At 71.6% G+C, this 26,145-nt stretch carries 28 protein-coding genes; 10 read left to right on the top strand and 18 right to left on the bottom strand.

Features of this window, described 5'->3' with window-relative positions; translation table 11 throughout:
* Positions 1–34: 34 nt before the first annotated feature.
* Both ADY59_RS09740 and ADY59_RS09735 read right to left on the bottom strand, forming a co-directional pair.
* Complete coding sequence (locus ADY59_RS09740) at positions 35–331, bottom strand: DUF3017 domain-containing protein (RefSeq protein ID WP_049560436.1); 297 nt, start codon at positions 329–331, stop codon at positions 35–37.
* Positions 328–1,449 carry a citrate/2-methylcitrate synthase gene (locus tag ADY59_RS09735; protein ID WP_049560435.1) on the bottom strand — a complete coding sequence of 374 codons (1,122 nt, stop codon included), beginning with the start codon at positions 1,447–1,449 and terminating at the stop codon, positions 328–330. The genes ADY59_RS09740 and ADY59_RS09735 overlap by 4 nt, the downstream gene beginning before the upstream one ends.
* 181 nt (positions 1,450–1,630) lie before the next feature.
* Here ADY59_RS09735 and ADY59_RS09730 point away from each other — a divergent pair, with 181 nt between their 5' ends.
* Entirely contained in the window at positions 1,631–2,272 is a 642-nt protein-coding gene (locus tag ADY59_RS09730; protein ID WP_049560431.1) for an FHA domain-containing protein, read from the top strand.
* On the opposite strand, the gene ADY59_RS09725 is transcribed toward ADY59_RS09730, so the two are convergent.
* Both ADY59_RS09725 and ADY59_RS09720 read right to left on the bottom strand, forming a co-directional pair.
* Positions 2,246–3,367 carry an anhydro-N-acetylmuramic acid kinase gene (locus tag ADY59_RS09725; RefSeq protein ID WP_049560429.1) on the bottom strand — a complete coding sequence of 374 codons (1,122 nt, stop codon included), beginning with the start codon at positions 3,365–3,367 and terminating at the stop codon, positions 2,246–2,248. The genes ADY59_RS09730 and ADY59_RS09725 overlap by 27 nt on opposite strands.
* A gap of 4 nt (positions 3,368–3,371) precedes the next feature.
* Positions 3,372–4,901: a glycoside hydrolase family 10 protein gene (locus ADY59_RS09720; protein WP_049560426.1), complete on the bottom strand. Its 1,530-nt coding sequence runs from the start codon at positions 4,899–4,901 to the stop codon at positions 3,372–3,374.
* Positions 4,902–4,989: 88 nt separating this feature from the next.
* On the opposite strand from ADY59_RS09720, the gene ADY59_RS09715 reads away from it, so the two are divergent.
* Positions 4,990–6,465: a glycoside hydrolase family 3 protein gene (locus ADY59_RS09715; protein ID WP_049560424.1), complete on the top strand. Its 1,476-nt coding sequence runs from the start codon at positions 4,990–4,992 to the stop codon at positions 6,463–6,465.
* Positions 6,450–7,337: a MurR/RpiR family transcriptional regulator gene (locus ADY59_RS09710; RefSeq protein ID WP_231618630.1), complete on the top strand. Its 888-nt coding sequence runs from the start codon at positions 6,450–6,452 to the stop codon at positions 7,335–7,337. Before ADY59_RS09715 ends, ADY59_RS09710 begins: the two co-directional genes overlap by 16 nt.
* Before the next feature lie 20 nt (positions 7,338–7,357).
* On the opposite strand, the gene ADY59_RS09705 is transcribed toward ADY59_RS09710, so the two are convergent.
* The 8 genes from ADY59_RS09705 to ADY59_RS09670 form a co-directional block, all read right to left on the bottom strand.
* Complete coding sequence (locus ADY59_RS09705) at positions 7,358–7,702, bottom strand: hypothetical protein (protein WP_049560422.1); 345 nt, start codon at positions 7,700–7,702, stop codon at positions 7,358–7,360.
* Positions 7,703–7,798: 96 nt separating this feature from the next.
* Entirely contained in the window at positions 7,799–8,965 is a 1,167-nt protein-coding gene (gene tgmC, locus ADY59_RS09700) for an ATP-grasp peptide maturase system methyltransferase (RefSeq protein WP_231618629.1), read from the bottom strand.
* On the bottom strand, positions 8,944–9,900 hold the full coding sequence (gene tgmB, locus ADY59_RS09695; protein WP_049560419.1) for an ATP-grasp ribosomal peptide maturase: 957 nt from the start codon (positions 9,898–9,900) through the stop codon (positions 8,944–8,946). The genes tgmC and tgmB overlap by 22 nt, the downstream gene beginning before the upstream one ends.
* A complete protein-coding gene (gene tgmA / locus ADY59_RS53940) occupies positions 9,900–10,163 on the bottom strand; it encodes a putative ATP-grasp-modified RiPP (RefSeq protein WP_049560418.1) in 264 nt (87 codons plus the stop codon). Before tgmA ends, tgmB begins: the two co-directional genes overlap by 1 nt.
* Before the next feature lie 44 nt (positions 10,164–10,207).
* A complete protein-coding gene (locus ADY59_RS09685; protein WP_049560415.1) occupies positions 10,208–10,966 on the bottom strand; it encodes a GntR family transcriptional regulator in 759 nt (252 codons plus the stop codon).
* 3 nt (positions 10,967–10,969) lie between these two features.
* Complete coding sequence (locus ADY59_RS09680; protein ID WP_049560413.1) at positions 10,970–11,515, bottom strand: GntR family transcriptional regulator; 546 nt, start codon at positions 11,513–11,515, stop codon at positions 10,970–10,972.
* Positions 11,516–11,643: 128 nt separating this feature from the next.
* On the bottom strand, positions 11,644–12,051 hold the full coding sequence (locus ADY59_RS09675; protein WP_049560410.1) for a hypothetical protein: 408 nt from the start codon (positions 12,049–12,051) through the stop codon (positions 11,644–11,646).
* A gap of 21 nt (positions 12,052–12,072) precedes the next feature.
* Positions 12,073–13,302 (bottom strand): serine hydrolase domain-containing protein, encoded by a 1,230-nt coding sequence (locus ADY59_RS09670; protein WP_049560407.1) that lies wholly within the window; start codon positions 13,300–13,302, stop codon positions 12,073–12,075.
* Between the two features lie 235 nt (positions 13,303–13,537).
* On the opposite strand from ADY59_RS09670, the gene ADY59_RS09665 reads away from it, so the two are divergent.
* Entirely contained in the window at positions 13,538–14,278 is a 741-nt protein-coding gene (locus ADY59_RS09665; RefSeq protein ID WP_049560404.1) for a GbsR/MarR family transcriptional regulator, read from the top strand.
* Here ADY59_RS09665 and ADY59_RS09660 read toward each other — a convergent pair.
* On the bottom strand, positions 14,265–15,020 hold the full coding sequence (locus ADY59_RS09660) for an IclR family transcriptional regulator domain-containing protein (RefSeq protein WP_049560402.1): 756 nt from the start codon (positions 15,018–15,020) through the stop codon (positions 14,265–14,267). The two genes, ADY59_RS09665 and ADY59_RS09660, sit on opposite strands and share 14 nt — an antisense overlap.
* A 108-nt stretch (positions 15,021–15,128) precedes the next feature.
* Between ADY59_RS09660 and ADY59_RS09655 the strand changes: the two genes are divergently transcribed.
* From ADY59_RS09655 to ADY59_RS09630, 6 genes are read left to right on the top strand one after another with little or no spacing between them, the layout of a single operon-like run.
* Entirely contained in the window at positions 15,129–16,064 is a 936-nt protein-coding gene (locus ADY59_RS09655; protein WP_082309983.1) for an ABC transporter substrate-binding protein, read from the top strand.
* Positions 16,061–16,828, top strand: a complete 768-nt coding sequence (locus ADY59_RS09650) for an ABC transporter permease (RefSeq protein ID WP_049560400.1) — start codon at positions 16,061–16,063, stop codon at positions 16,826–16,828. Before ADY59_RS09655 ends, ADY59_RS09650 begins: the two co-directional genes overlap by 4 nt.
* Entirely contained in the window at positions 16,825–17,574 is a 750-nt protein-coding gene (locus ADY59_RS09645) for an ABC transporter permease (protein WP_053174578.1), read from the top strand. The genes ADY59_RS09650 and ADY59_RS09645 overlap by 4 nt, the downstream gene beginning before the upstream one ends.
* Complete coding sequence (locus tag ADY59_RS09640) at positions 17,567–18,331, top strand: ABC transporter ATP-binding protein (RefSeq protein ID WP_049560397.1); 765 nt, start codon at positions 17,567–17,569, stop codon at positions 18,329–18,331. The genes ADY59_RS09645 and ADY59_RS09640 overlap by 8 nt, the downstream gene beginning before the upstream one ends.
* Positions 18,328–19,929, top strand: coding sequence for a thiamine pyrophosphate-dependent enzyme (locus ADY59_RS09635; RefSeq protein ID WP_049560395.1), 1,602 nt, complete (start codon positions 18,328–18,330; stop codon positions 19,927–19,929). Before ADY59_RS09640 ends, ADY59_RS09635 begins: the two co-directional genes overlap by 4 nt.
* 54 nt (positions 19,930–19,983) lie before the next feature.
* Positions 19,984–21,741, top strand: a complete 1,758-nt coding sequence (locus ADY59_RS09630; protein ID WP_049560394.1) for an ABC transporter substrate-binding protein — start codon at positions 19,984–19,986, stop codon at positions 21,739–21,741.
* A 10-nt stretch (positions 21,742–21,751) separates the two neighbouring features.
* Here ADY59_RS09630 and ADY59_RS09625 read toward each other — a convergent pair whose 3' ends face one another.
* The 5 genes from ADY59_RS09625 to ADY59_RS09605 all read right to left on the bottom strand — a co-directional run.
* Complete coding sequence (locus ADY59_RS09625; RefSeq protein WP_156325399.1) at positions 21,752–22,477, bottom strand: SDR family NAD(P)-dependent oxidoreductase; 726 nt, start codon at positions 22,475–22,477, stop codon at positions 21,752–21,754.
* Positions 22,474–23,352 carry a polysaccharide deacetylase family protein gene (locus ADY59_RS09620; protein WP_197093521.1) on the bottom strand — a complete coding sequence of 293 codons (879 nt, stop codon included), beginning with the start codon at positions 23,350–23,352 and terminating at the stop codon, positions 22,474–22,476. The genes ADY59_RS09625 and ADY59_RS09620 overlap by 4 nt, the downstream gene beginning before the upstream one ends.
* Positions 23,345–24,475 carry a C45 family autoproteolytic acyltransferase/hydolase gene (locus ADY59_RS09615; protein ID WP_049560391.1) on the bottom strand — a complete coding sequence of 377 codons (1,131 nt, stop codon included), beginning with the start codon at positions 24,473–24,475 and terminating at the stop codon, positions 23,345–23,347. The genes ADY59_RS09620 and ADY59_RS09615 overlap by 8 nt, the downstream gene beginning before the upstream one ends.
* Before the next feature lie 13 nt (positions 24,476–24,488).
* A complete protein-coding gene (locus tag ADY59_RS09610; RefSeq protein WP_082309982.1) occupies positions 24,489–25,778 on the bottom strand; it encodes an MFS transporter in 1,290 nt (429 codons plus the stop codon).
* 28 nt (positions 25,779–25,806) lie between these two features.
* A partial coding sequence (locus tag ADY59_RS09605; RefSeq protein ID WP_049560388.1) for an SDR family NAD(P)-dependent oxidoreductase occupies positions 25,807–26,145 on the bottom strand: 339 nt, incomplete at its 5' end.

Genomic DNA, 26,145 nt, shown 5'->3' with positions numbered 1-26,145 from the left:
TGAATGGATGCGTTGAGGCTATCGGACGGCCTCGTCAACGTGCGAAAAGGGACAGGATCAGCGCCTTGAGCTCGTTGTTGTACAGCAACAGCGAGGTCAGCACGAGGATGAACCCGAACAGGCTCAACGTGATCACATCGGTCTTCTTGCTGCGCACGGCCAGCGGCCCGCCGTAGCCGGCGAACCGGAGGGCGGCGCCGACCATGACGACGGCGCCCAGTGCGAACCCGCCCCACCGCGGGTCTACCAGGAAGACCAGCCCCACGCCGACAGCCGCACCCGCCAGGATCAGCGGGTACGGCCCCCAGCTCTCACGCCTGATGTCGCTCAACGCTCGTCTATCGGCTTCCATTTCTGGTCCGTCTCGCCGATGTACTCGCTGTCCGGGCGGATCAGGCGGTTGTCGGCGTGCTGCTCGATCACGTGCGCGGTCCAGCCGGACATGCGGCTGATCGAGAAGACGGGGGTGAACAGGTCGGTCGGGATTCCAAGGTAGTGGTAGACCGAAGCGGCGTAGAAGTCGACGTTGGGGTAGAGCCCCTTCGTCTCGAAGACGACCTCTTCCATCTCCTTGGACATCCGATAGTAGGTGTCGTCGCCGGTCGAGGCGGCCAGTTCCTCCGACATCCGCCGCAGGTGGGTCGCCCGCGGGTCCTCCGTCTTGTAGACCCGGTGACCGAAGCCCATGATTTTCTCGCCGGCGGCGAGCTTGTCGCGCACGGCCTGCGCGACGCCGGACGGCTCGATGGACTCCAGCGTCTTCATGACCTGTTCGTTCGCGCCGCCGTGCAGCGGGCCCTTGAGGGTGCCGATGGCGGCGACGATGGCGGAGTGCATGTCCGACAGCGTCGCGGCGCACACCCGTGCGGCGAACGTCGAGGCGTTCATGGTGTGGTCGGCGTGCAGCACCAGGCACTCGTCGAAGATCTCGACCGCGCGCGGGTCCGCGGCGCGGCCGGTGACCTGGAGCAGGAAGTTCGCGGCGATGCTGAGCGAAGGATCGGCCTCGGGCGCCTGCCCGCCGGTGCGCGCGGCGTGGTACCGGGCGATCAGCAGGCCTTGCTGGGCGGTGAGGCGGGCGGCCTTGCGCAGGTTCGCCTCGGGGCTGCTGGAGTCCTTGTCAGGATCGTCCGCGCCGGCGAGCGACACCAGGGTCCGCAGCGCCTCCATCGGTTTCTGTTTCTCGGCGATCTCGGAGATGTTCGCCGAGACCAGGCCGCCCAGCTCGCGGCCCCGCACCAGTTCGGCCGCGTACGCGTCGAGCTGCGCCCGGGTGGGCAGCTTGCCGCGTTGCAGCAGATGGGCGGTCTCTTCGAACGTCGCGCGGCCGGCCAGGTCGTGGATGTCGTATCCGCGATAGAAGAGGCGACCGGCCTTCCCGTCGATGTCGCTGAGCGCTGTGGACGCGGCTACGACATCGGCAAGACCTTTGGTGGGCTTGTCCGCCATGAGTGTTTCCTCCGCTTATCTCCGCCCGAAGTCTACCCGTGAGCAGGCAAAACCGTCCGCAGAGGTCCAGACCAATTTCACGCGCGATTCTCCTTTCGGCAAAGGCGATTCCGCATCGCCACGTTTGGGTAAGCCGGAGCTGTAGTAATAGTTACGGCGGGCTACCTGGGGAGGAACTGCCGTGGAGGGGCCGTTCATACGCATCGAGGACACCGGCGAGGTGGTCCCGTTGCGCCCCGAGATCACGACCGTGGGAAGGGGCCGGGGCGCGGACATCCGGCTCAGCGACCCCAGCGTGTCTCGGCTTCATGCCGAGTTCGTCAGGCGAGGACCCTACCTGTATGTCGTTGACCTGGGCCTGTCCCGCAACGGCACGCGGGTGAACGGCAGGCCGATCGCCCGGAGGGTGCTCGACGACGGTGACGTCGTCTCCTTCGGCGCGGCACGCGGGCGCATCGGCGGAGTCCCCCGAGAGGACTTCGCCCCCGAGGTCGAGCTGCGCAGAGCCGCGGCGCCCGAGCTGACCAGGCGTGAGGTCGACGTGCTGACCTCGCTCTGCCGGCCGGCGCTGTCGGACGAGGCGTTCGTCGCCCCGGCCACCGCAAGGGAGATCGCCGACGACTTGGTCGTGACCGAAGCCGCGGTCAAGCAGCACCTGCTGCGGCTCTATCAGAAGTTCAGGATTCCCGAGGGCACCAACCGGCGCACCCGCCTCGCCAACGAGGTCGTCGCGCTGGGCCTGGTGCGGCCCACCCCTGTGGTGCCACCACAGCGGTCGGGCACCACCGCCGAGCCGTCAGCGGCGGGGCGCAGGGCTTCCTGAAAACCTGATCGCGACCGGTGCTTCGGCGAGGGGTTCCGGCAGCGTCAGCGGATCGGAACCCGGCGTGATCGTGCCCAGCACCCGTGCGCCCGTGGCGCCGGTGCAGCTGGGCACGGTGGCGGGCAGACCGTGCGCGGTGAGCCAGCCGAACAGCGAGAAGGCGATCGCCTCCTTGCCGTCGGCGGGCACGCCGAGTTCGTCGCTGGTCACGAACACGGCCTGCGACGCGCGTCCGCGCAGCATGCTCATCAGCGTGGGATTGCGTGCCCCGCCGCCCGAGACGATCACCGTGTCGAGGCGGTGCCGGCGCACCTCCGCCGCGACCGTCTCGGCGGTCAGCGCGGTGAGCGTCGCCACCAGGTCCGCCTGTGGCAGGTCGGCCCGGACGTAGCCGGGCGTGAACAGCTCCTTGCCGGTGGATTTCGGCGGGTCCATCCGGTAGTACGGCTCGGCGAGCAGCTCCCGCAGGAGCGTCTCGTCCACCGTGCCCGCCGCGCCCAGCTTCCCGTCCCGGTCGTACGGGGGCGCGGCGGCGTCGATGAGCGCGCAGGCCGGCCCGGTGTCGTAGGCGAGCGCCGGGTCGCGCACGGTCAGGTTGGCGATGCCGCCCAGGTTCAGCGCCCCGGTGCGGCCCGGCAGCCCGGCCATGAGCAGCAGATCCAGGTACGACACCAGGGGCGCGCCCTGGCCGCCCGCCGCCACGTCGCGCGCCCGTACGTCCGACACCACCGGCACGCCGGTCCGTTCGGCGATCCAGGCGGGCTGGCCGAGCTGGAGCGTGCCGCGCACGCGGCCGTCCTCGACCCAGTGGAAGAGGGTCTGACCGTGCGAGCAGATCAGGTCGGCCGCCGGCGCGCCGGCGGCCACCTCGGCGAACGCCTGCCCGATGAGCGTGTCGAGCGCGCAGACCTCGCCGAGGTCGATCCGGCCGGGCGGGAGCGCGGCCGCGATGCGCGCTCTCAGTTCGCGCGGGTACGGCCTCTCCCCCAGCTCGACCAGGGTGCCGTTGAGCACGCCGCCGTCGAGCGACCAGTCGACGACGGCGCTGTCGATGCCGTCATGGGACGTGCCGGAGATGAGGCCGAGAACCCGCATGTCGTCAGATCACCCGGAACCCGCGGCTGGGGTCACTGGTCCGGTTGGCCCGGTCCACGGCGACCGCGTAGTAGTGGTCGCCGCGCTTGCCGTCCGGGTCGAACCAGCGCACCTGCCGGTCCCCCGGCACGACGGCGACCAGGTTGCGGGCGTCGCCGAACGCCGAGGAGGCGGCCCGGTCCGGGAAGCGGAAGATGGCGAACTGGAACGGCTCGTCCCGGCCCGTCGCGACCGCGCGCACCTCGACCCCGCCGTGACGGCGCAGCGCGTACGCGACCACCGGGCGGCGCGGCCTGTGACCGTTCGCCAGCCTCGGCAGCACCGGGGCGAGCGCGGGGCGCGTGTAGTGGTCGGTGACGGCGGTGCTGATCGAGGTGACCCGGTCGGCCCGCAGGTCGTTGGCGTTGTACCAGATGTCGCCGCTGATCTCGGCATGGTCCCGGTTGAGCGTGAGGTGGTCGGACAGCTCCTTCGGGTCCTGCCACTCCGCGGCCTGCGCGGGGTCGCCGGCCTTGTAGGCGGCCTGGCCGATCCACAGCAGCGTGCCGGTCCCGCTCGCCACGTCGGACCACCACGGCACCAGCTTGGAGTAGTCGGCCGGGGGCTGGCCGATGTACCAGTAGAGCTGCGGCGCGATGTAGTCCAGCCAGCCCTTCTTCACCCAGCCGCGGGTGTCGGCGTGCAGGTTGTCGTACGACTGGCCGCCGTTGGTCTCCGAGCCCAGCGGGTCGGTGCCCTTGTTGCGCCAGATGCCCGACGGGCTGATGCCCCAGGCGACCTCCGGCTTGACCTCGCGCACCCGCTGCTGCATCTCCGAGACCATGAGGTCGACGTTGTGCCGCCGCCAGGTCGCCAGGTCCGGGAAGCCGCCGCCGTGCTGGGCGAACGCGGCGCTGTCGTCGAAGGCCGTGCTGTTGGTCGGGTAGAAGTAGTCGTCGAAGTGCAGGCCGTCGATGTCGTAGCGGGCCAGCGCGTCGAGCATCGCGTCCTGGCAGAACTTGCGCACCTCGGGCATGCCCGGGTTGTAGTAGAGCTTGCCGCCGAACGGCAGGATCCAGTCCGGGTGCTTGCGGCCGGGGTGGTCGGGGTGCAGCTTGGCGGGGTCGGCCTGCATCGACACCCGGTACGGGTTGAACCAGGCGTGGAAGGCCAGGCCGCGCTTGTGCGTCTCCGCTACGGCGAACCCGAGCGGGTCGTAGCCCGGGTCCTGGCCCTGGGTGCCGGTCAGCCAGTGCGACCACGGCTCGAACGGCGACGGCCAGAACGCGTCGGCGGTGGGCCTGATCTGCACGAACACCGAGTTCAGCTTGCGCTCGACGGCCAGGTCGAGCCAGGCCAGGTACTCGGCCTTCTGCTCGTCGGCGCTCAGCCCCTGCTTGGATGGCCAGTTGATGTTGACCACGGAGGCGATCCACATACCGCGCATCTGGCGCAGCGGTGGCACGTAATCCGTGGCCGCGAACGCGGGCAGCGGCACGGCGGAAGCGGCGGCGGCGAGGGCGAGGCCCTTCAGGAGAGTCCGTCTGCTGGGCATGGGGGGTGGCCTCTCGGAAGTGGTTGTGTCTGGGGCGACGATGACAGAAAATTACCTTCAGATCAACAACTGTGAAGGAAAATGCCGCATGACCGCTGACCTGTACCGACTGGCCATGGCAGTGCTTCAGCCCGGCTACCCGGGAACCACCGTTCCCGACTGGATGCGCCGAGCGCTGGGCCAGGGCCTCGGCGGCGTCGTGCTGTTCGCCCGCAACGATCCGCGAGCGCAGGTCGTCGCGCAGATCCGCGCCGAGAACCCGGCCGCCGTCGTCGCCGTCGACGAGGAAGGCGGTGCCGTCACCCGGTTCGAGGTGGCCAACGGCAGCTCCTTCCCCGGCAACCGGGCGCTCGGCGTCGTCGACGACGTGGCCCTCACCGAACGTGTCGCCCGCGAGATCGGCCGCATGCTGGCCCGATCGGACGTCACGCTCGACTACGCCCCCTCCGCCGACGTCAACGCCAACCCCGCCAACCCGGTCATCGGCATCCGCTCCTTCGGCCCCGACCCCGACCTGGTGGCCCGCCACACCGTGGCGTACGTCAACGGCCTCCAGAACGCCGGTGTCGCCGCCTGCGCCAAGCACTTCCCCGGCCACGGCGACACGACCACCGACTCCCACCTCGCCCTGCCCACCGTGCACGCCTCGCGCGAGGAGCTCGCCGAGCGCGACCTGCCGCCGTTCCGCGCCGCCGTGGCCGCAGGGGTGCGCTCGATCATGTGCGGCCACCTGCTGATCCCCGCCCTCGACCCCGGCCTGCCCGCCACGCTCAGCCGTCCCGTCCTCACCGACCTGCTGCGCGGCGAACTCGGCTTCGACGGCATGCTGGTGACGGACGCCATCGAGATGCAGGCGGTGGCGGCCATGTTCACCCCCGGCGAGATCGCCGTCCGGTCCCTGGCCGCCGGCGTCGACGCCATCTGCGCCGGCATGGTCACCGAGGAGGGCCTGTACGAGCTCCGCGACGCCATCGTCGAGGCGGTGAAGTCCGGGCGGCTGGCCGAGGACAGGCTCGCCGAGGCGGCGGACCGGGTCGCCGCCCTGTCCGCGTGGTACACCGCCCAGGCCCCGGCACGCGAGATCGTCACCTCCGAACCGGACGGCGGCGACGTCGGGCTGGAGGCCGCCCGGGCCGCGCTGACCGCGACCGGATCCGTCACGCTCACCCGGCCGCCGCTGGTCGTCGAGGTCAACACCCGCTTCAACCAGGCCGTCGACCCGGCCACCGTCACCGGCATCACGGCCGCCCTGACCACCCTGCTCCCCGGCACCACCCGGGTCCAGATGGAGGCCGGCGGCCCGCTCCCCCGCCTCGGCGCCGGCCTCGCCGCCAAGGTCGGCCTCGGCTCCAGCGCCGACCGCCGCCCGGTCGTCCTCGTCGTGCACGACGCCGCCCGCCACCCGTGGGTCCGCGACCGCATCGCGCAGGCCGTGCAGGAGCGCCCCGACGTGATCGTCGTCGACACCGGCATCGCCGCCGACCCCGCCGGCGCCGTCCACCTGGCCACGCACGGCATCTCCCGCGTGTCCGCCCAGGCAGCGGCAGAATGGCTGACCTCATGACCGGCACCGTGGACGGCGAGCCGGCCAGCCCGGTCGCGGCCGTACGAGCCGTCCTGCCGTCACTCACCCCCGCCGCCCAGTCGATCGCCCGCATCATCCTCGACGACCCCGGCCTGGTCGTCCGGAGCACGATCACCGAGTTCAGCGTGGTGTCGGGCACGAGCGAGGCCACCATCGTCCGCACCGCCCGCGCCCTCGGCTTCGGCGGCTACTCCCAGATGCGCTTCGCGCTGGCGGCCGCCGTCGCCAAGGAACCCGAACGCCTGGTCCCCGGCGATCTCGGTCCCGACGACCCGCTGACCGACGTGATCGCCAAGGTCGCGCGCGCCGAATCCGAGGCCCTCGCAGACACCGCCGCCCAACTCGACCCGGACCGCCTCGGCGAGGTCGTCACGGCCATCGTCGGCGCGCGCCGCGTGGACGTGTACGGCGTCGCCGCCTCGGGGCTGGTGGCCGCCGACATGTCGCAGAAACTGCTGCGGATCGGGCTGTCCATCCATCCGTTCAGCGACGCGCATCTGGCGTTGACCAGTGCCGCGCTGCTCCGGAGCGGGGACGTGGTGGTGGCGATCAGTTGCAGCGGCGAGACGCCCGACGTCCTCGTGCCCGCCCGCACCGCGGCCGACGCGGGGGCGCTCGTCGTGGCGATCACCAACAACCCCCGGTCGTCGCTGGCGGGGGTGGCGGATCACACGCTGGTGTCGGCCGGGCGGGAGACGGCCTTCCGGCCCGGAGCCCTGGCCAGCCGGATCAGCCAGTTGCTGATCGTGGACTGCCTCTTCGTGGGGCTGGCGCAGCGCACGTACGACAGAGCGGACGCGGCCATCCGCGCCACCCGCGAAGCCACCGACCGCTACCGGAACCGCTCCTGACGGGCTGAGGCGTGGGGGACTCAGCCCAGCAGCGGGACGTTCCCGGGACAGCCGATCTCGGTGACGTCCACCCTCCAGTCCTGGATCAGCTCCAGGTCGAAGCAGAGCACCGCCTCCGCGGGCGGGCCGTCGGCTCGCCGCTCCCCGCGGACTTCGATCTGGACGCGCCGCCGGCCATCGGACACGTCCAGGACCGTGACGTACTCCCCCTGCCTGGTGAGGTGGTGGCCCACGTCGTCGGGGACCCACGGGTCGTACCCCATCAGCCGGTCGGCGATCTGATCGGCCTTGTCCCGCGCGTCCTGCACCGCGGAGTCGGCGGCGCAGGCGGCGAGTGTGAGCAACGGTGCCAGCACGAGAACCATGAGTGGGCGCACATCCCTTTCGACATCACGCCGGACGATCACGTTCGCACCGTCACCGTTTCGTGATCATCCCCTTGCCCCGGGCTGCCCGGCCACTCACGCCGGCAGCTGCCACGACGGCCCATCGGGACACCCCAGCCACACCCGCTGCCCCTCACGAGTGACGGCGAGCCCGAACGCCGGGACGGGCGGGCTGCCCGCCTCCCGCCAGGTCGAGATCGCGTCCTCCACGGCGTCCCACAGTCGCAGGGGGCCGTGCTGGCGTACCCGCCAGCCGCCGTCCGGCGCGGGCTCGGTGGTGGCCTGGGAGCCGGTTGCCACGTCCAGGAGGACGACGTGGTCCCCGGTTCCCAGTTTCTCGGCCGACGGGGCTCCGAGCTGGGCCACGAACCGGGCGGCCGGATCGTCCAGCACGGCGGGGGAGATCCGCGTGCCGGGCTGCTCGCCGATGTTGAGCAGGTAATGAGCGCGTGACGGCCGGTCGTGCGGCCGGGCGAACATGAAGGACAACGAGTCGGCCAGGAACCGGCCGCCGGCGGTGCCGTCGGACCCCACCGTGAGGTGCGCCAGGACTGTGCCTCCCAGCCAACCGGACAGCGGAGCGGTGATGGTGCCGCCGCCACGTACCTGCCAGATCCAGCACGCGGGTATGTAGCGCACGGAGCAGGTGGCGATCAGCCGGTCGTACTCGGCGTCCCGGTCGTGGACCGTCAGCCCGTCGCCGACGGTCAGGGCGGGAGTGTGGCCGGCGGTTTCGAGAGCCGTGCGAGCTCGGGCCGCCACAGCCGGGTCGCACTCGACCGACGTCACCTGACCTGAGCCGAGGCGTTCGCACAGCAGGGCCGTGGAGTAGCCCGTGCCGGTACCGATCTCCAGGACTCGGTCGCCGTCGGCGATCCGGGCCCGTTCCAGCATGGTCACGACCAGGCTCGGCAGCGTCGAGGAGGAGGTCGGGGCTCCGGAGAGTGCCTGCGTGGCGTCCTCGGCCATGATCCCGTCGACCTGCGTAACCCAGGTCCGGTCCTCGTGGGCCATGCGCAGCCATTCACCGGATGACGTCCGGTCGCGTCGGATCGGGCGCCAGAGGATGCCTTCCGCGCCGGCGTCCGGGTGGAAGACGGCTTCGCCGAGGAACAGGTCGCGTGGCACGGCGGCGACAGCCTGGATCCAGCGCGGACCTGTGATGCCCTTGGTGGCCAGCAGTCCGGCCAGCTCTTGCCTGTGTCCGGTGGAGCCCGAGCTCATCGCCATGCTTTCACGCACGTCAGGTGATCCGCTATCTCGTGGGCAATCAGCTGCGATATGGGCGGGTCGAACCAGCCCCATTGGCCGTTCGGATTGCATTCCAGGAACACCCATTCACCGTCATGGGTCAGGGAGAAGTCGAACGCGCCGAAGTCCAGCCGGAACGCGTCGAGGTAGGCACGCATCCCCCTGACGACCGCGGGCGGCGTGGCCACGAGCGTGTACGCCAAGGACGGGTAGTCGCAGCGCCAGTCCAGCTCGGGCGCACCGTCGATGCGGACGGAGAAGGCCGTCTCGCCCACCATCGTCGCCCGTACGTCGGCGACCTTGCGCACCCGCTCCTGGAAGAGGTGTGCGGCGCCACCCACCCGCTCGTCCAGCGTGTCGGCGTCGATCACGTGCGCCCAGACGGTCAGCGCCTCACCGGCCGCGTTGCGGTACGGAGTGGACCACAGTGGCTTGTAGACCACGCCGCCAACCGCGGACACGAATGCCTGAACGCTGTCGAGGCTGTTGGTGACCAGGGTGCGCGGGATCTTGAGCCCGGCGGCCACGGCCGTGGCGAGCTGGACCGGCTTGTGTTCGGCATCACGGTTACGCCAGGGGTGATTGAGGTACCGGGCTCCCGGGAGCATGGCGAGGATGCCTCCCAGCCCGAAGCGGGACTGATCCGCCACCCACTGCCCGGTGTATTCGTCCAGGTGCCGCGCGGGGCGATAGGGCGTGGGGTGACGCCAGTAGACGGATTGGACGCCAAGCAGTTCGAGGTGGCGTGTCGCAGTGTCGATCGAGCCGGTCAGGCCGATGCCGTCGATCGAGGCTGACAGCGTCATCTCGTGGGGAAAGTCGGCACCGGGGTCGAACCGCACGACCGGAACCTCCCGGTCGCGGAGTTCGGCCAGCACCAGATCCGCCGTGGGGTCGTCCACACAGGACACCACCAGCACCGTCATCAGTCGGATACCCAGTCAGTCGTGGAGTCCTGCTTGCCGTGACCGCTGCCGCTGCCGTTCCCATCAGGTGTGGGCGGTTCCGTGGCGGTAGGGCGCTGAACGTTGGATCCGTGCTTGGCGCCCTCGATCACCTGGCCAGTACGCAGATCGGTGTATATGCCCATTTGGGTGGCAGGATCGATGGCGACCCCGTAGGGGGCGACGGCGTAACTGCGGAAGGGAGCCATCCGGCTCACTCCCCACGGAACGTACGAGCGGCGCATGACGCATCTCCGATCATCCACAGGGGGAGCTCAAGCGTAACTCCTTACTCCTTAAAGTGGTAAGGAATTCGATAGGCCAGCTCGTACCGGTGGCCTCCCTTCACCAGCACCTGCATCTCAACCGGCCGCATGTCGTCCGTGTACACCGTCCGCAGCGTGCGTAGCACGGGCACGTCGTCGGGCAGCTCCAGCAATTGCAGTTCCTCCGTCGTGGGGAGCCGCGCCGTGACCCGATCCACCCACTCGACCGGCGGGATTCCCAGATCAGCGAGCACGCGCGCCGTCCCTCCGGGGATCTTGCGCCGGCCGGCGAGGGGAGTCCCCTCGGCGATCTCAAGCGGATGGTAGATCCAGGCCAGCTCGGTCGGCTCCTGATCGAGCAGCAGCAACAGACGCCGCATCGACACCCGCTCGCCCCACAACCGGGCCACCTCGACCGGCGGCCGCACGTTCGCCACTTCCAGGAGCCGGACCGAGCCACGCCGTCCTCGACCGACGGCCTCGCTCATCCACGGGTACGGCTCCCCCTCGGCGGGAGGCCGGAGGTAGGAGGCAGGCTCGATGGCGAGGGCCCGCTCCTCCCGGACATACACCCCGACTCCTGCACGACCTACTAGAAACCCCTCTCCCTTGAGCACGCTCAACGCCCGCTGAACCGTTTGATTCGTGACGTTGTAACGGGACATGAGCTGTTGCGTCGTCTGCAAACGCGTTCCGGGCGCCAGGTCCCCCGACATCACTCGGGCTCGGATGTCCGCCGCGATCTGCTGATGCCTCGGCCGCCCGTCCTCCTCGCGCGCCACCCGTCACCCCACCTTCAACCGGTACCGGAAATGGCGCCCTTCGGGCCGCATCGTCATCACGGAGATCTCGTACGGCGTGCCGTCCGCCGTGAAGCTGACCCGTACGAGCTGAATGACCGGGGCGTTCGCCGGGAGCGCGAGTTCGTGCGCCTCGTCCGGCGTGGCGGGTTTGACGGAAAGGTCTTCGACCACCTCGTCCGCGACATAGCCGAGTTCGGCCAGCAAGGTCGGGGCACCGCCTCGGATCTTCCGTGGCACCGCGAGGCCGGTGCCGGCCGCGACGGCACGGGGGTAGTAGGAGTCGGTGAGCTCTACCGGCTGATCCTCCTCCAGCATGACGCGGCGCCGCACCACAGCCCGTTCGCCGTCGGCGAGGTCGAGAGCGGCGGTCACGAAGGCGGGCGGCGCGACCTCTCCGGCTTCGCGGAGTCGCTGCGAGCCACGACGGCCGCTCTCGGCGAGTTCCTCGCTCCACGCGTCGAGTCGTTGCGTCGTGCGCGGCGACACGTAGCGCGCGGTGTTGCTCAGCCAATCGCGACGATCGTTCATCCTTACCCCCATATCCGGTTAGGTAGTAAAGGACACCACGATCTCCACAGTACTTCCGAAGCCGGGTGCGTCACGAGGTCCAGGCAGGATCCCGTGACGCGGGTATGGGTGCGCCGGCCGGCTTGGGGTCAGGCGGCGTCGAGGGCTTCGGTGATCTTGCGGGCCATGTCGGCGCTGGTGGGGCTGGGGTCGCCCCGGTGGGCGCGGGCGGCCGTGTCGACGGCGAGGACGACGGTGCGGCGGAAGTTGCCGGCCTCGGCCGGGTCCTGCTGCTTGAGCAGGCTCATGGCGGCGGTCAGGGCGGGCAGCACGTGGTCGGCGAGTGCGGCCACGGACTTGCCGGCCAGGTTGACGCCCGTGGACTTGTCGGCGAGCACGTGCCCGACCAGGCCGGTGGCGGAGGACAGGGCGATGGAGCCCTGGGTGGCGGCCTTGTGCGGCTTGCCCGCGGCATCGGCGGCGGCCATCAGCGAGACGGCGCCGTACGCGGCGGTGCGGAGGGTCTGCTTGTCCTGGTCGGTGAGGGTGGTGGCCATGGGGGTGCGCTCCGATCTGGGTCAGTTGTCGATGGCCTGGTAGACGGTGGTCCAGAAGTCGTGCATGAGTCGCATGGGGGCGGGGACCGACGCGCCGAGCTGGGTGAGGAGGATGCCGGTGAGCTGGTTGACGGGGTCGGCGTAGCTGGAGGTGCCGCTGCCGCCGTCCCAGCCGAACTGGCCGATGGGCGCGTAGTCGCCTCGGTAGGTGCGCACCGCCATGCCGAAGCCCCAGCCGCCGTGCTGGCCCTGGCCGTGGGAGATGTGGACGTTCTCGGTGGCCATGGCGTGGCGGGCGGCCTGCTGCTCGGGGGTGAGCCGGTTGGTGGTCATCAGCTCCACGGCGGGCCTCGACAGGATCCGCCTGCCCTGGTGGGTGCCGCCGTTGAGGAGCATCCGGAAGTAGGCGTGGTAGTCGTCGACGGTGGAGACCAGCCCGCCGCCGCCGCCCTGGAACGCCGGGGGCTCGCTCCAGCGGCCGCCCTCGGCCTCGTCCCAGACCAGGAACTCGCCGGTGACCGGGTCGGGGGCGTAGAGGGTGGGCAGCCGGTCGATCTGGTCGGCGGGCACGTGGAAGCCGGTGTCGGTCATCCCGAGGGGTTCGAAGACGCGCTCGCGCAGGAAGGTCTCGAACGACTGGCCGGTGACCCGGGCCACCAGCACGCCGACGAGGTCGTTGCTGATGTGGTACTGCCAGCGCTCGCCGGGCTGGTGCATCAGCGGGAGCTCGCCCAGGCGGCGCATCCACTCGTCGGGCCCGGGCATCGGCTCGGGCACGTTGGGCGTGAGCCCGCTCTCGAAGATCTTGTTCATGATCGGGGTGCCCAGCGAGGTCATGTCCATGCCGAGCCCGAACGTGGACGTCAGCACGTCGCGCACGGTGATCGGACGGCGCGCCGGCACGGTGTCGTCCAGCGGGCCGTCGAACCGCTTCAGCACCTGACGGTCGGCCAGCTCCGGCAGCCACTCCTGCACCTGGTCGTCCAGCCGCAGCCGGCACTCGTCCACCAGCACCATCGCCGCAGCCATCGACACCGGCTTGGACGTGGAGGCCATCCGGAAGATGGTGTCCCGCCGCATCGGCGCGCCACCGTCGTGCCGCATCGTCCCCAGCGCCTCGACGTGCGTGTGACCACCCCGGCTCACCAGCGCGACCAGCCCCGGGATCCGCCCGGAATCGACATGCCCGGCCAGCACCTCGCGCAGCCTGCGCAACCCGGCGCCGGTGAAGCCCTTGTTGCCGTTCTCCATCGTCGTTCTCCGCTCTCAGGTGTTCGGGAATCTCTGAACGTCTGCGACGCTACATTGCGTTTATGGTTCCGTCAACAGGCAAATCTGGACTTCCCTCCAGCAAAATGAGGTTAATCGGCCGTACATTGCAATGAATCTGGAGCTGAACGCAAAGAAAGATCGCAATCGCTATTGCAATGAGCCAAGGGTTGAACGCATACTGTGCAGCGGAGTCACCGAGAGGAGCCGAGCACCGATGCCCGGAGGCAGACTGACCGGCCAGGACCGGGAGCGCATCGCCGCATGGCTGGCCGAGGGTCTCGGATACGCGGAGATCGGCCGGCGGCTGGAGCGGCCCGCCTCGACCATCATGCGCGAGGTCACCCGCAACGGCGGCCCCGACGGCTACGGTGCCGACCGGGCGCACGAGGCCACGCAGCAGCGTGCGCGGCGGCGCAGACAGGCGCAGCGTCCGGCGCCGGCCGCCCCCGACAGCGGCCACGGGCGCGATCCGCGGGCGGTCGCGGACTTCACGCGGTCCTTCACCGGCCTGCTGGAGCGGCAGGGGCTGCCCCCGATGGTGGCCAGGGTGCTGGCCTGTCTGTACGTCACCGACTCCGGCAGCCTCACCGCCGCCGACCTGGTCCAGCGGCTCCGGGTCAGCCCGGCGTCGATCTCGCACGCCGTCACCTTCCTCGAACAGCAGGGCATGCTCGTGCGCGAGCGCGCCCCCGGCGAGCGCCGGGAGCGCTACGTCATCGACGACGACATGTGGCTGCGGTCCATCCAGGCGGCGATGGAGATGAACGAGGTCCTGATCGCCGCCTCACGGCAAGGCGGCGAGATCCTCGGGGCCGCGACACCGGCGGGCGCCCGCTTCGAGGCCGCCGCCGACTTCCTGCACCTCGTGAGCGAGGCCCACCTGTATGCCATGGATCAGTGGCGCGCCCGGACCGCCCGAGCCGCGGGCGAGGACCCCGCTGTCACGAGTGGGTGAGGTCGGCTTCGATGCGGGCGGCCGTGGCCTGGAGGCAGGGCAGCAGATCACGCCGGGCCTGCGGCAGCGTCATCCGGCTGGCGTGCGTCGAGACGTTCACCGCCGCCACCGTCGCGCCCGACCGGTCCCGGATCGGCACCGCGAGCGACCGCAGCCCGTCCTCCAGTTCCTGGTCCACCATCGCCCACCCGCGGGCGCGTACGAGGTCGAGCTCGGCGCGCAGGGCGGCGGGCCGGGCGACGGTGCGTGAGGTGAGGCGTCGCAGGTCGGCCCGCGCGAGGTAGGCGTCCAGCGCGGGCGGCGGCAGCGCGGCGAGCAGCACGCGGCCCATGGAGGTGCAGTAGGCGGGGAAGCGGGTGCCGATGCTGATGGTCACGCGCATGATGCGGGCCGTGGCGACGCGGGCGACGTAGACGACGTCCTCCCCGTCGAGCACCGCCACGGAGGCCGACTCGTGGACCTCGGCGGCCAGCCGTTCCAGGTGCGGCGCGGCGACCTCGGGCAGCGACAGGCTGGACAGGTAGGCGTACCCGAGCTCCAGGACGCGGGGCGTCAGGGTGAAGAGCCGGCCGTCGTTCCGCACGTATCCCAGATCCGTCAATGTCAGGAGGAACCGCCGAGCCGCGGCCCGGGTGAGCCCGGTCGCCCGTGCCACGTCGCTCAAGGTCAGCGCGGGTGAGGCGGCGCTGAAGGCGCGGATGACGGCGAGGCCACGGGCCAGCGACTGGACGTGATCAGCCATCGGAGTTCCCTTGACATGGGCCGGTGAGCGCGTATGTTCCCGCGTAGCGGGGGGTGTTCGACCAGAGAATAAATGTGCGCATAGCGAACAGACAATCGGGAGAACATCGTGCGTCTCGCTCTCGCGGTCCCCGTCGTCCTGTTGCTGGCCGCCGCCTGTGGCGGGCCGCGGGCCCCGGACCAGGGCTCGGGCAAGGACAAGGTCAACGCCGGTGTCATCGCGATCGTCGACACCGCGCCGATCCATCTGGGCAAGGCCAAAGGGTTCTTCGACGAGCAGAACATCGACCTGACCATCACCCCCGTCCAGGGCGGCGCGGCGAGCATCACGGGCGCGGTCAGCGGGCAGTTCCAGTTCGCCTTCGCCAACACCACCTCGCTGCTCACCGCCAAGCAGCAGGGCCTCGACATCAAGGTCGTGGCCAACGGCGTCTCCTCCACCGGCGAGCAGGGCAAGGACTTCAGCGCGGTGCTGGTAAAGCCCGGCAGCCCGATCAAGTCGGCCAAGGACCTGGCGGGCAAGAAGGTCTCGGTCAACCAGCTGAAGAACATCGGCGACACCACCATCCGCGCCTCGGTGCGCAAGGACGGCGGCGACCCGAACGGCATCGAGTTCGTCGAGCTGCCCTTCCCAGACGCACCGGCCGCGCTGGAGAACGGCAGGGTGGACGCCATCTGGGTCGTCGAGCCGTTCGTGAGCCAGGCGATCAGCCAGGGTGCCCGCCCCGTGGCGTGGAACTTCGCCGACGCCGCCGACGCGCTGACCGTGGCGATGTACTTCACCACGAGCAGGACCGACCCCGGCCTGACCAAGCGGTTCACCGAGGCGATGCGCAAGTCGCTGGAGTACGCCGACACGCATCCCGACGAGGTGCGGCAGGTGCTCTCGACGTATACGAAGATCGCGCCCGAGGTGATCGGGAAGATCTACCTGCCGAAGTGGCCCGCCGAGGTCAACCGCGAGTCCGTGCAGACGATCGCCGACCTGGCGCTGGCCGACGGGGTGCTCAACGCCAAGGTCGACGTCGCGGCGCTGATGCCGTGAGGCGGCTGCTCCACGGGCTGCTCGGGCTGACCGGGCTGCTGGCGCTGCTCGAAGCGGCGCCCCGGCTCGGGCTGGTCGACGCGCGGTTCCTGCCTCCGGCCTCGGAGATCCTGCGCACCCTGGCCGGTGAGCTGACGACGGCCGGGCTGTGGCTGGCGCTCGGCGAGACGATGCGCGGCTGGGCGGTCGGGCTGGCGCTGGCGTCCGGCCTGGCGGTGGCGGCCGGGGTGGTCATCGGGGTGGTTCCGGGGCTGCGGGCGGCGACGAGCTCGACGGTCGAGTTCCTGCGGCCGATCCCGTCGGTGGCGCTGGTGCCGCTGGCGACGCTGCTGTTCGGGCCGTCGCTCGGGTCCACGCTGCTGCTGGTGGTGTACGCCTCGTTCTGGCAGGTGCTCATCCAGGTGCTGTACGGGGTGGCGGCGGTCGATCCGGTCGCCCATGACACCGCGCGGTCCTACGGGCTGTCGGCCTGGTCGCGGGTGCGGCATCTGGTGTGGCCGACCTCGCTGCCGTACGTGATGACGGGGCTCAGGCTGGCGGCGGCGGTGGCGTTCATCCTGGCGGTCACCGCGGAGCTGGTGATCGGGAGCCCGGGGCTGGGAGCGGAGATCCAGGTGGCGCAGAGCAGCGGCGCGGTCCCCACCGTGTACGCGCTCATCGTCGTCGCCGGGCTGATCGGGATCGGCGTCAACACGGCGGTGCGGCTGCTGGAGCGCCGGGTGCTGGCCTGGCATCCGGCCGTGCGCGAGGAGGTGGCCGGGTGAAGGCCGTCAGGCTGCTCGGGCTGCCCGTGCTGCTGGTGCTGCTCTGGTGGGCGGTCAGCGGCGGGTCGTTCTACCTGCCGAGCCCGGACCGGGTGGCGGTGGCGTTCGCCGAGACGTGGTTCTCCGACCGGCTGACCGGGGACGTGCTGCCCAGCGTGGGGCGGCTGCTCGCGGGCTACGCGCTGGCGGCGCTGCTGGGCGGCTGGCTGGGCGTGCCGATCGGGCTGTCGCCGAGGCTGCGGGCCACGCTGGAGCCGGTGCTGGAGTTCTTCCGGGCGATCCCGCCGCCGGTGCTGGTTCCGTTGATCATGCTGCTGGCGGGTATCGACACGCCGATGAAGGTGCTCGTCATCGTCTCCGGCTGCGTGTGGCCCGTCCTGCTCAACACCGTCGAGGGCGTGCGCGCGCTGGACGAGGTGCTCGCCGACACCTGCCGGATGTACGGGATCCGCGGCTGGCCGAGGGTGCGCGGGTTCGTGCTGCGCGGGGCCAGCCCGCAGATCATGGCGGGACTGCGACAGGCGCTGTCCATCGGCATCATCCTCATGGTCATCAGCGAGATGTTCGCCAGCTCCAGCGGGCTCGGGTTCACGATCGTGCTGTTCCAGCGGCAGTTCCAGATCGCCGAGATGTGGAGCGGCATCCTGCTGCTCGGGCTGCTCGGGCTGGGCCTCTCGCTGCTGTTCCGCCGCCTGGAGCGGTGGGTCCTGTCCTGGTACTACGGCAGCGGAGCCGCGCGTGCTTGAGATCGCTCAGTTGAGCAAGACGTACGAGAGCCCGGGGCGCAGCGTCGAGGCGATCCGGTCGCTGACGTTCGACGTGGCGGCCGGGGAGCTGGTGTGCGTGGTGGGGCCGTCGGGATGCGGCAAGACGACGCTGCTCCGCGCGGTCGCGGGGCTGCTTCCGGCGAGCGGCGGCGAGGTGCGGCTGGACGGGGTGCCCGTCACCGGTCCCCCGCCGCGCATGGCGGTGGTCTTCCAGGAGTACGGCCGCAGCCTGTTCCCCTGGATGACCGTGTGGCAGAACGTGGAGCTGCCGCTGAAGGAGAAGAAGGTGCCCGCGCCGAGACGCCGGGAGCTGGTCACCCAGTCGCTGGAGTCGGTCGGGCTGGGCGACGCCGCCCGGGCGCACCCGTGGCAGTTGTCCGGCGGCATGCAGCAACGGGTGGCCATCGCCCGCGCGGTGGCCTACGAACCGCAGGTCATGCTGATGGACGAGCCGTTCGCGGCCGTCGACGCGCAGACCCGCGCCGACCTGGAGGACCTGATCCTGCGGCTGTGGCGGGACCTGGAGGTGACCACGCTGTTCGTCACGCACGACATCGACGAGGCCGTCTACCTGGGCCAACGGGTGATCGTGCTGTCGTCGTCGCCGACGGTGGTGATGGAGGACCTGAAGATCGACCTGCCGCCGGAACGCGACCAGCTCGGCACCCGGTCGCTGCCCAGGTTCGGGGAGCTGCGCGGGCACGTCTACTCGCGGATCCAGGCGGCCCGGGGATGACGACGGTCAAGGACGCGACGTTCGACGTGCTCAGGCGCACCGGGCTGACGACGATCTTCGGCAATCCGGGCTCGACCGAGGTGTCGCTGCTGACCGGGCTGCCCGACGACCTGACCTTCACGCTCGCCCTGCACGAGGGGTCGGTGGTCGGGATGGCCACCGGCTGGGCCATCGGGCACGACGCACCGGCGCTGGCCGTGCTGCACACCACCGCCGGGCTGGGCAACGCCGTCGGCGCCATCGCCACCGCCCGGGTGAACCGGGTGCCGCTGGTCGTCCTCGTCGGGCAGCAGGACCGCCGGCATCTCGCGCTGGAGCCGTTCCTGGCCGGGCGGCTGACGGGGCTGGCCGGCGACTACCCGGTGCACGTCGACCAGCCGCTCCGCGCCCAGGACGTGCCGGGGGCCGTGGCCGGGGCGTTCCACCGGGCGGCCACGTACCGGGGGCCGGCGCTGGTGGTGGTGCCGATGGACGACTGGGCGGCGCCGTACGAGCACGAGACCCTCGCCGCGCCCGCGCGGCTGGTGCGGGCGGAGGCGGCCGGTGACGTGGCGCCGCTGGCGGCGATGCTGGCCGGGGCGCGTTCCCCCGCCATCGTGGCAGGGGCGGGGGTGCGCGCGTGGGACCCGCTGGTGGCGCTGGCGGAGCGACTCGGGTGCCCGGTGTGGCAGGAGTCGTTCGGCGCGCGGGCCGGGTTCCCGCAGGACCACCCGCAGTACGCGGGCGTGCTGCCCGCCGACCGGCCGCGCCTGCGGACCGCGCTCGCCGGGCATGACGTGGTGCTCGCCGTGGGGGCGCCGGTGTTCCGGCAGTATCCGTACGCGCCCGGGCCGCTGGTGGAGCCGGGCACCCTGGTCGCGCTCGTCACCGACGACCCCGGGGAGGCGCACCGCAGCCCCGCCGATCTCGCCTGCCTGGCCTCCCCGGCCGCCGCCTGCGCCGCCCTGCTCGAACTGGTCCCCCCGGCCACCACACCCGCCCGGCCGGTGCGGGCTGCGGTCGAGAGGGCCGCCGTCGAGTGGGTGGGGGCGCCGGTGGGTGGGCGGCCGCTGCGGCCGGCGCACGTGCTGGCGGAGCTGGCGGCGCGGCTGCCCGAAGACGTGGTGCTCGTCGAGGAGACGCCGTCGTCGCGGCCCGACCTGCACCGGCTGATGCCGGCGCGCAACCCGCTGGGGTTCGTGTCGGCGGCGATGGGCGGGCTCGGGTTCGCGCTGCCCGCCGCCGTCGGGCTGCGGATGGCGCTGCCCACGCGGCCGGTCGTGGCGGTCGTCGGCGACGGCTCGGCGCTCTACGGCGTGCAGGCGCTGTGGAGCGCCGCCCACTACCGGGTGGGCGCGCTGTTCGTGGTGCTCGCCAACGGCCGGTACGCGGTCATGGACCGGCTGGCCGACAACCACGGCGGCAAGGCGCCCTGGCCGGCGTTCGACGAGGTGAGCCTGGCCGGGCTGGCCAGGTCGCTCGGCTGTGAGGCCAGGCGGATCGAGGACCACGCCGGGCTGACGGCGGTGCTGGACGAGGTGGTGCCCTCGCTGGCCCACCGCGAGGAGCCGCTCCTGCTGGACGTGAGCGTGACCGTGGACGCGCACTTCCAGCCCTGAGGAGCAGCACCGGGACGGTGGCGGTTCGCACGGTTTGGCCGGTATCGTCACGAAATGGAGAGACGTCTCGAAGCGGAGCCGGAGTTCCGGGTCAGGCTCGTGGTGGAGCCCGGGAAGCGGGTCGTCACCGGCGCGGCCGGGTTCTTCGCGCGTAATCGTCCTCTGGTCGGGCATGCGGTGCGGGCCGCCGGCGAGGGCCCGGGGGTGCTGCGTTACTACTGGCGGGGCGCGGATCGGCGGCTCTACCGGGTGGGCATCGAGGTCTCCGTCACCGAGCGCGGCACCGTGACCGGGCTGGAGGCCCGGCGGTGCGAGGCGCCGTGGGGGCTGACGGAGCGCGAGCACGAGGTGCTGACGTGTGTGGCCGTCGGCATGACGAACCCGGAGACGGCCGAGCGGGTCGGGTGCGGGGCTCGTACCGTGGCCACGCATGTCGAGCGAATCCTGGTCAAACTGGGCGCGCCGACGCGGACGGCGGCGGCCGCGCTGGCCGTGGACGAGGACGCGCTGCTGGCGCCGTTCTCCGGGCCGGAGGGGTTCGCGGTGACGGCCGTGGGCCGGGTGACCGGCGGGTGCGATCCGGGCCCGGTGACCGGCGGGCGCCGACCAGCGGCGCGGCCCGCCGGCCGGTCGGCGGGGCGGCGGCCGATCCGGCTGGGAGCGATCTATCCGCTCGACGGGCCACGGCGCTTCGACGCGCTGGCGATGCGGCGGGGCGCGGCGATCGCGGTGGAGGAGGTCAACGCGCGCGGCGGCGTGGGCGGCCGGCGGATCGACCACCTGGCCATCGAGGTGTCCGGCGACACCGACGGCGACCTGCTGAGAGCCGTGGAGTATCTGCGCTCGCACGACGTGGACGCCATCACGCTGGGCAACGTCAGCCCGCGCTACCACCTGGGCGCGATCACCATGGCCGCCGAGTACCGGGCGCCGCTCATGCACGCGATGGTGTCGCCGTCGATCACCGAGCACGTGCACGACAATCCGGGCGTGCTCGGGCAGACGTTCCAGGTGTGCGCGACCGAGACGGCGTACCTGTCCGGGTTCGTCCGGACGCTGGACCTGCTCGACCGGTCCGGGCAGTGGCGGCCGGGCAACCGGCGGCTGGTGGCGCTGGTACGCGAGGACGACCACGACCCGCGCCGGGCGGCCGAGCTGGACGAGCTGGCCGGGGCGCGCGGGTGGGACCTGGCCGCGATGGTGCCGATCGCCGACACGCGGGTGCCGTGGGCCGAGGTCGTGGCCGGCATCCAGGCGATCGGGCCCGCCGCCGTGCTGGTGTGCACGTACGTGGAGGACGAGCTGCGGCGGTTCCTTCAGGAGCTGCGCAGGTCGGGCTGCCGGTCGCTGGTCTACACGGTGTGGACGCCGACGATCCCGCGCTTCGAGGAGCGGATGGAGGGGCTGGCCGAGGGACTGCTGTGGTCCACGGTCATCGGCACGTACGGGGACCCGGTGAGCGCGCGGTTCATGCGCCGGTACCGGCACGCCTACGGGGACGAGCCGGGCAGCGGCAGCGCGGCCATCCACTACGACATGATCCACATGCTCGCCGGGGCGTGGTCGGCGGTCGGCAGGCCGTGGGACTTCGGGGCGGTCGTGCGCTCGCTGCGTGAGAACGTGCACCGGGGCGCGGCCGGTCCTTACTACTTCGGCGGGCGCGGCCAGCGGGCGCTGGCCTACCCGGACGACACATGGGACGCCTCACTGGCCCACGCGCACCTCGTCCACCAGGTGCAGGACGGCCGGAGCCGGGTCATCGCGCCGGTCGAGCTGTCGCAGCACGCCTTCCGGGCCCCGGCCCAGCCGTGACCGCGCCGGCTCAGGACAGCCATGACGGCGCGGCCGGGGAGCCGAGGCCGGCGCCGCCGTCCACGGCCAGCACGTGCCCGTTGACCCAGGCCGACTCGTCGGAGCAGAGCCAGAGCAGGCCGGGCACGATGTCGCCGGGCGCGGCGACCCGGCCGGCGGGGCCGCTCGCGGCGACGGCCTCGACGTAGCCTGCGGGGACCGGGTTCAGGTCCGATCCCACGTCCACGAAACCCGGGGCGACCGCGTTGACCCGCATGCCCCGCGGGCCCAGCTCCAGGGCGAGGCCCCGCGTGACGGCCTCCAGCGCGGCCTTGGAGGCGGCGTAGACGGTGGTGCCGGGACGGGGGCGGCGCGCGCCGCCCGAGCTGGTGAACACGACGGCGGCCGGGCGGCCCGCGCACAGGCCCGCCAGGGTGGTGGCCGCCAGCAACGCCGAGCGCGTGTTGACGGCCATGACGCGGTCGAACAGCTCCTCGGTCGACTCCAGCGCCCGCCGCGCCGGGAACAGGCCCGCCACGTGCAGCAGCGCGTCCAGCGGCCCGTGGCGCTCCCACGCCTCCCGGACCACCGCCCCGGCGGCGCCCGGCTCGGCCAGGTCGGCGATCAGCTCGGCGCCGGAGCCCGGCGCGTCGGCGGGGACGACCCGCGCGCCCTCCCGGGACAGAGCCGCGCACGCCGCGGCGCCGATCCCGCCGCCCGCGCCCAGCACGAGCACGGTACGACCGGCGAACCTCACGACCCCGCCGGGGAGCGGAACGCGCGGGCGGCGTCCTGGCAGGTGCGGAAGGCCAGCGGCCGCTCCAGACAGGCGTCGAGGAAGCGCTCCAGCCCCAGCATCCGGTGGCCGCGGCCGATGACCTGCGGGTGGAACGTCAGCACGCACACCCCGCCGGGTTCCTCGCGCATCATGTAGTCGACGTCGTCGAGGAAGTTGCCGAACACCGTGCCCGGATCGCGCAGCCCCGGCATGATCCCGGTGTCCGTCCGCAGATACTCGAACTGCGGGTAGTCGTCCAGCGACCACGAGACCGGCAGCTCGACCAGCGACGTCGGCTCGCCGAACCGGTACGGCCCGTCGGGGTCGGCCACGTCGCCGCGCCTGGCGTAGTAGGGCGTGTAGTCGGTGCCCATCAGGCTGGAGTCGTACTCGCAGCCCAGTTCCAGCAGCACGTCCACGGTCGAGGTGGTGAAGTCCCAGCTCGGCGTCCGGTTGCCGGTGGGCTCGTAGCCGGTGACCTTCCTGATCGAGTCGCGGGCCCGTAGCGCCGCTGCGAGCTCGCCGGCCCGGTCCAGCTTCGACACCGGTTCGTGCGCGTATCCGTGCAGCGCGATCTCGTGCCCGGCCTCGGCGATGGCGGCGCATTCGGCGGGATAGGTGTCGACGGTGTGGCCCGGGATGAAGAACGTCGCGGTGATGCCGCGCTCGGCCAGCGCCCGGAGGATGCGCGGCATCGCGTGCGCGCCGAACTCGCCGCGCGAGACCGGCCCCGGGGAGGGCATCCCGCGCGCCAGCCAGAGCGAGATCGCGTCGAAGTCGAACGTCAGGCAGATGCTGCTCTCAGGCATCGTGCTCTCAGGCATCGTGCTCTCAGGCATGGTGCTCTCAGGCATGGTCCTCCTCTGGGAAGCAGACCTCGGGAACGGCGCCGGGCTCGAACACGTCGTCCAGCCGCCACCGCTCGTACGGGTGCGAACAGGGCGGTTCGGGCGCGATGCAGAGCTCGCGCCGGTCCAGGTCCATCAGCACCGAGTAGACGGTCGTGACCACCTCGGCGGCCGGGACGTCCGGGTTGACGTGCCGGCAGATGCCGTCCGGGTGCGAATAGTGGTCGCGCAGCGCGCCGACGATGTCGCCCAGCTCCAGCGTCCGGGCGGCGGCGGCGTCCTCCAGCAGGTGGCGGGCCCGCGCCGGCCGCAGCAGGGTGAGCGCCGAGGTGGCCGCCTTCCTGTCGGCCAGCGGCAGCGCGCTCTGGAAGTGGTTGGAGTGGGTGATCAGCCCGCCTTCGGGCAGCAGCGCGCCGAACACGCCGGGCGCCACCTCCAGGTCGATCGCCTCCCCTCCGGCGTCGGCGATGAGCAGGTTGCCGGACGAGATCCGCGTCACGTCCAGCGCCCTGCGGTGCGCCTCGCTCATCGTGCGCGACTGCAGCACGCCACGCAGCAGATAGTGGTACGGCACCCCGGCCCCGCCGGTGTCGCGGTCGGAGACCAGCAGGTTCGCGCAGACGCCGAGGCCCGCCGAGTTGAGCCCGGACTTGGCCAGCATCCCGGCCTCGGCCAGCGACAGCACCGAGAAGCCCTCGGTGTCGCGGGTGGCCAGCAGGAACGTGACCGGCCCTTGCTCCGGGTGCCAGTCCCAGTTCTGGGCGAGCAGCGTGTGCCCGTCGCGGGTGTGCTTGCCGATGACCGCGACCGAGGTGCATCCCTCGTCCCGGTAGCCGGTGCCGTACAGCATCTCGGTGCGCGCGTTGAGCGCGGTGATGTGCTCGATCGGCTGTCCCGCGCCGGCGGCGAGCCCTTCGAGCATCGCCGCGATGCGCGGATCGTAGGCCCTGGCGACCTCCAGGTAGACGGCGCCCCAGCGGAGCACGGCGGCGTCGGAGAGGCCGGCCTGGTCACGGAAGCGGCGCAGGTAGGTGTCCAGGCTGCGTTCGACCAGGCCCGCGGTGCGGCGGCCGAGCTCGGCGCCCATCTCCTCGTACGTGCCCTGGACCGCGACGATCGGTGGGTTCATGGTCGGTCCCTTCTTAGTGCAGTCGCCGGTGCGCGGTCTCCCGCATGCCGATCACCACGAGGAGCGTGACGAACGCCGAGACGATCGGCAGCACCACGGGCGACATGTCCGACCCGGTGAGCTGGATCGCGCCCGTGGCGATGAACGGCGCGGTGCCGCCGAACGCCATGACCGCGAAGTTGTAGCCGATGGACATCGTCGAATACCGCAGCTTCGTGGGGAACATCTCCGACAGCGCCGCCGGGCCCGGACCGGAGAACATGGCCAGGATCACCGCGATGACGATCTGCCCGGCGTAGACGCCGAACACCCCGCCGTTCTGCAGCAGCAGCATGACCGGCCAGCTCAGCACCAGGAACCCGGCCGCGGCGGCGATGAGCAGCGGCTTGCGCCCGACCCGGTCCGACAGCGCGCCGAACGAGGCGATGCACACGGTCAGCACGACGAGCCCGACGATGTTGGAGGTACGCGCCACGCCCGGGTCGACCCCGGCCACGTCCGCGAGCCACGTCGGCAGGTAGGTCAGGAAGAAGAAGTACGCGACCGTCCACAGCATGGTGAACCCGAAGCCGCGCATGATGCTCGGGAACTCGGTGCGCAGCCCCTCCTTGAGCGGGCTCTTGGCGGTGGCGCCCTTCTCCTGCTCCTCGGTGAAGGCCGGCGTCTCGGCCATGCCGTACCTGAGCCAGAGCGCGGCCACGGCCGTCAGCGCCGACAGCAGGAACGGGATGCGCCACGCCCAGGCGAGCACCTCCGCCTCGGTGAAGATCGTGGAGTTGAGCGCGACCACGCCCGAGGCCAGCAGGAAGCCCGCAGCCGTGGAGACCTGGTTGAAGCTGCCGAAGAAGCCACGCCGCCGCGCCGGGGCGTACTCCACCAGGAAGGCGGCCGAGCCCGCCCATTCGCCCGCCACCGAGAAGCCCTGCACCATGCGCAGGACCACCAGCAGCAGCGGCGCCAGCACGCCGATGCTCTCGTAGGTGGGCAGCAGGCCGATCAGCGTGGTCGCCGCGCCCATCATGAGCACGCTGACGACCAGCGCGATCCGGCGGCCGAACTTGTCGCCGACGTGCCCGAACGTGATGGCGCCGAGCGGGCGCATGAGGAAGCCGACGGCGAACACCGCGAACGTGTAGAGGGTGCCGACGAGGCCGTCGGACTCGGGGAAGAACAGCTTGCCCAGCGTGGCGGCCGTGTAGCCGTACACCAGGTTGTCGTAGTTCTCCATGATGTTGCCGAAGCTGCCGGCGACGACGGCGCGCAGGGAGCCGCCGGTCCTGGTCAGGGTGCTGTTGTCGCTCATCGCGACCTCTCACTTCGTAGGGGGGTCTTCATGAGGCGGTGTATCCGCCGTCCACCGGCAGCAGGACGCCGGTCACGAACGACGCGCGGGGCGAGGCCAGATAGGCCACCGCCTCCGCCACGTCGGCGGGGTCGCCGGGACGGCCCATCGGGGCGCGCTCGACGCGGGGTCTGAGCTGCTCGTCGGTGAGCTTGCGCAGCAGCGGCGTGACGAACACGCCGGGCAGCACGGCGTTGACGCGGATGCCGCGACCGGCCAGTTCCACGGCCGCGGTGCGGGTCAGCATGTGCAGCCCGGCCTTGCTGACCTGGTAGGCCACGGACGAGGGCGGCGAGGGCGGGCCGGGCGGGGGGACCTGGCCGTAGAC

The organism is Nonomuraea sp. SBT364, from assembly GCF_001083785.1.
GTDB lineage: Bacteria > Actinomycetota > Actinomycetes > Streptosporangiales > Streptosporangiaceae > Nonomuraea.
Note: the sequence above shows the minus strand (reverse complement) of the source record. Positions and strands in the feature narration are given on the sequence as shown.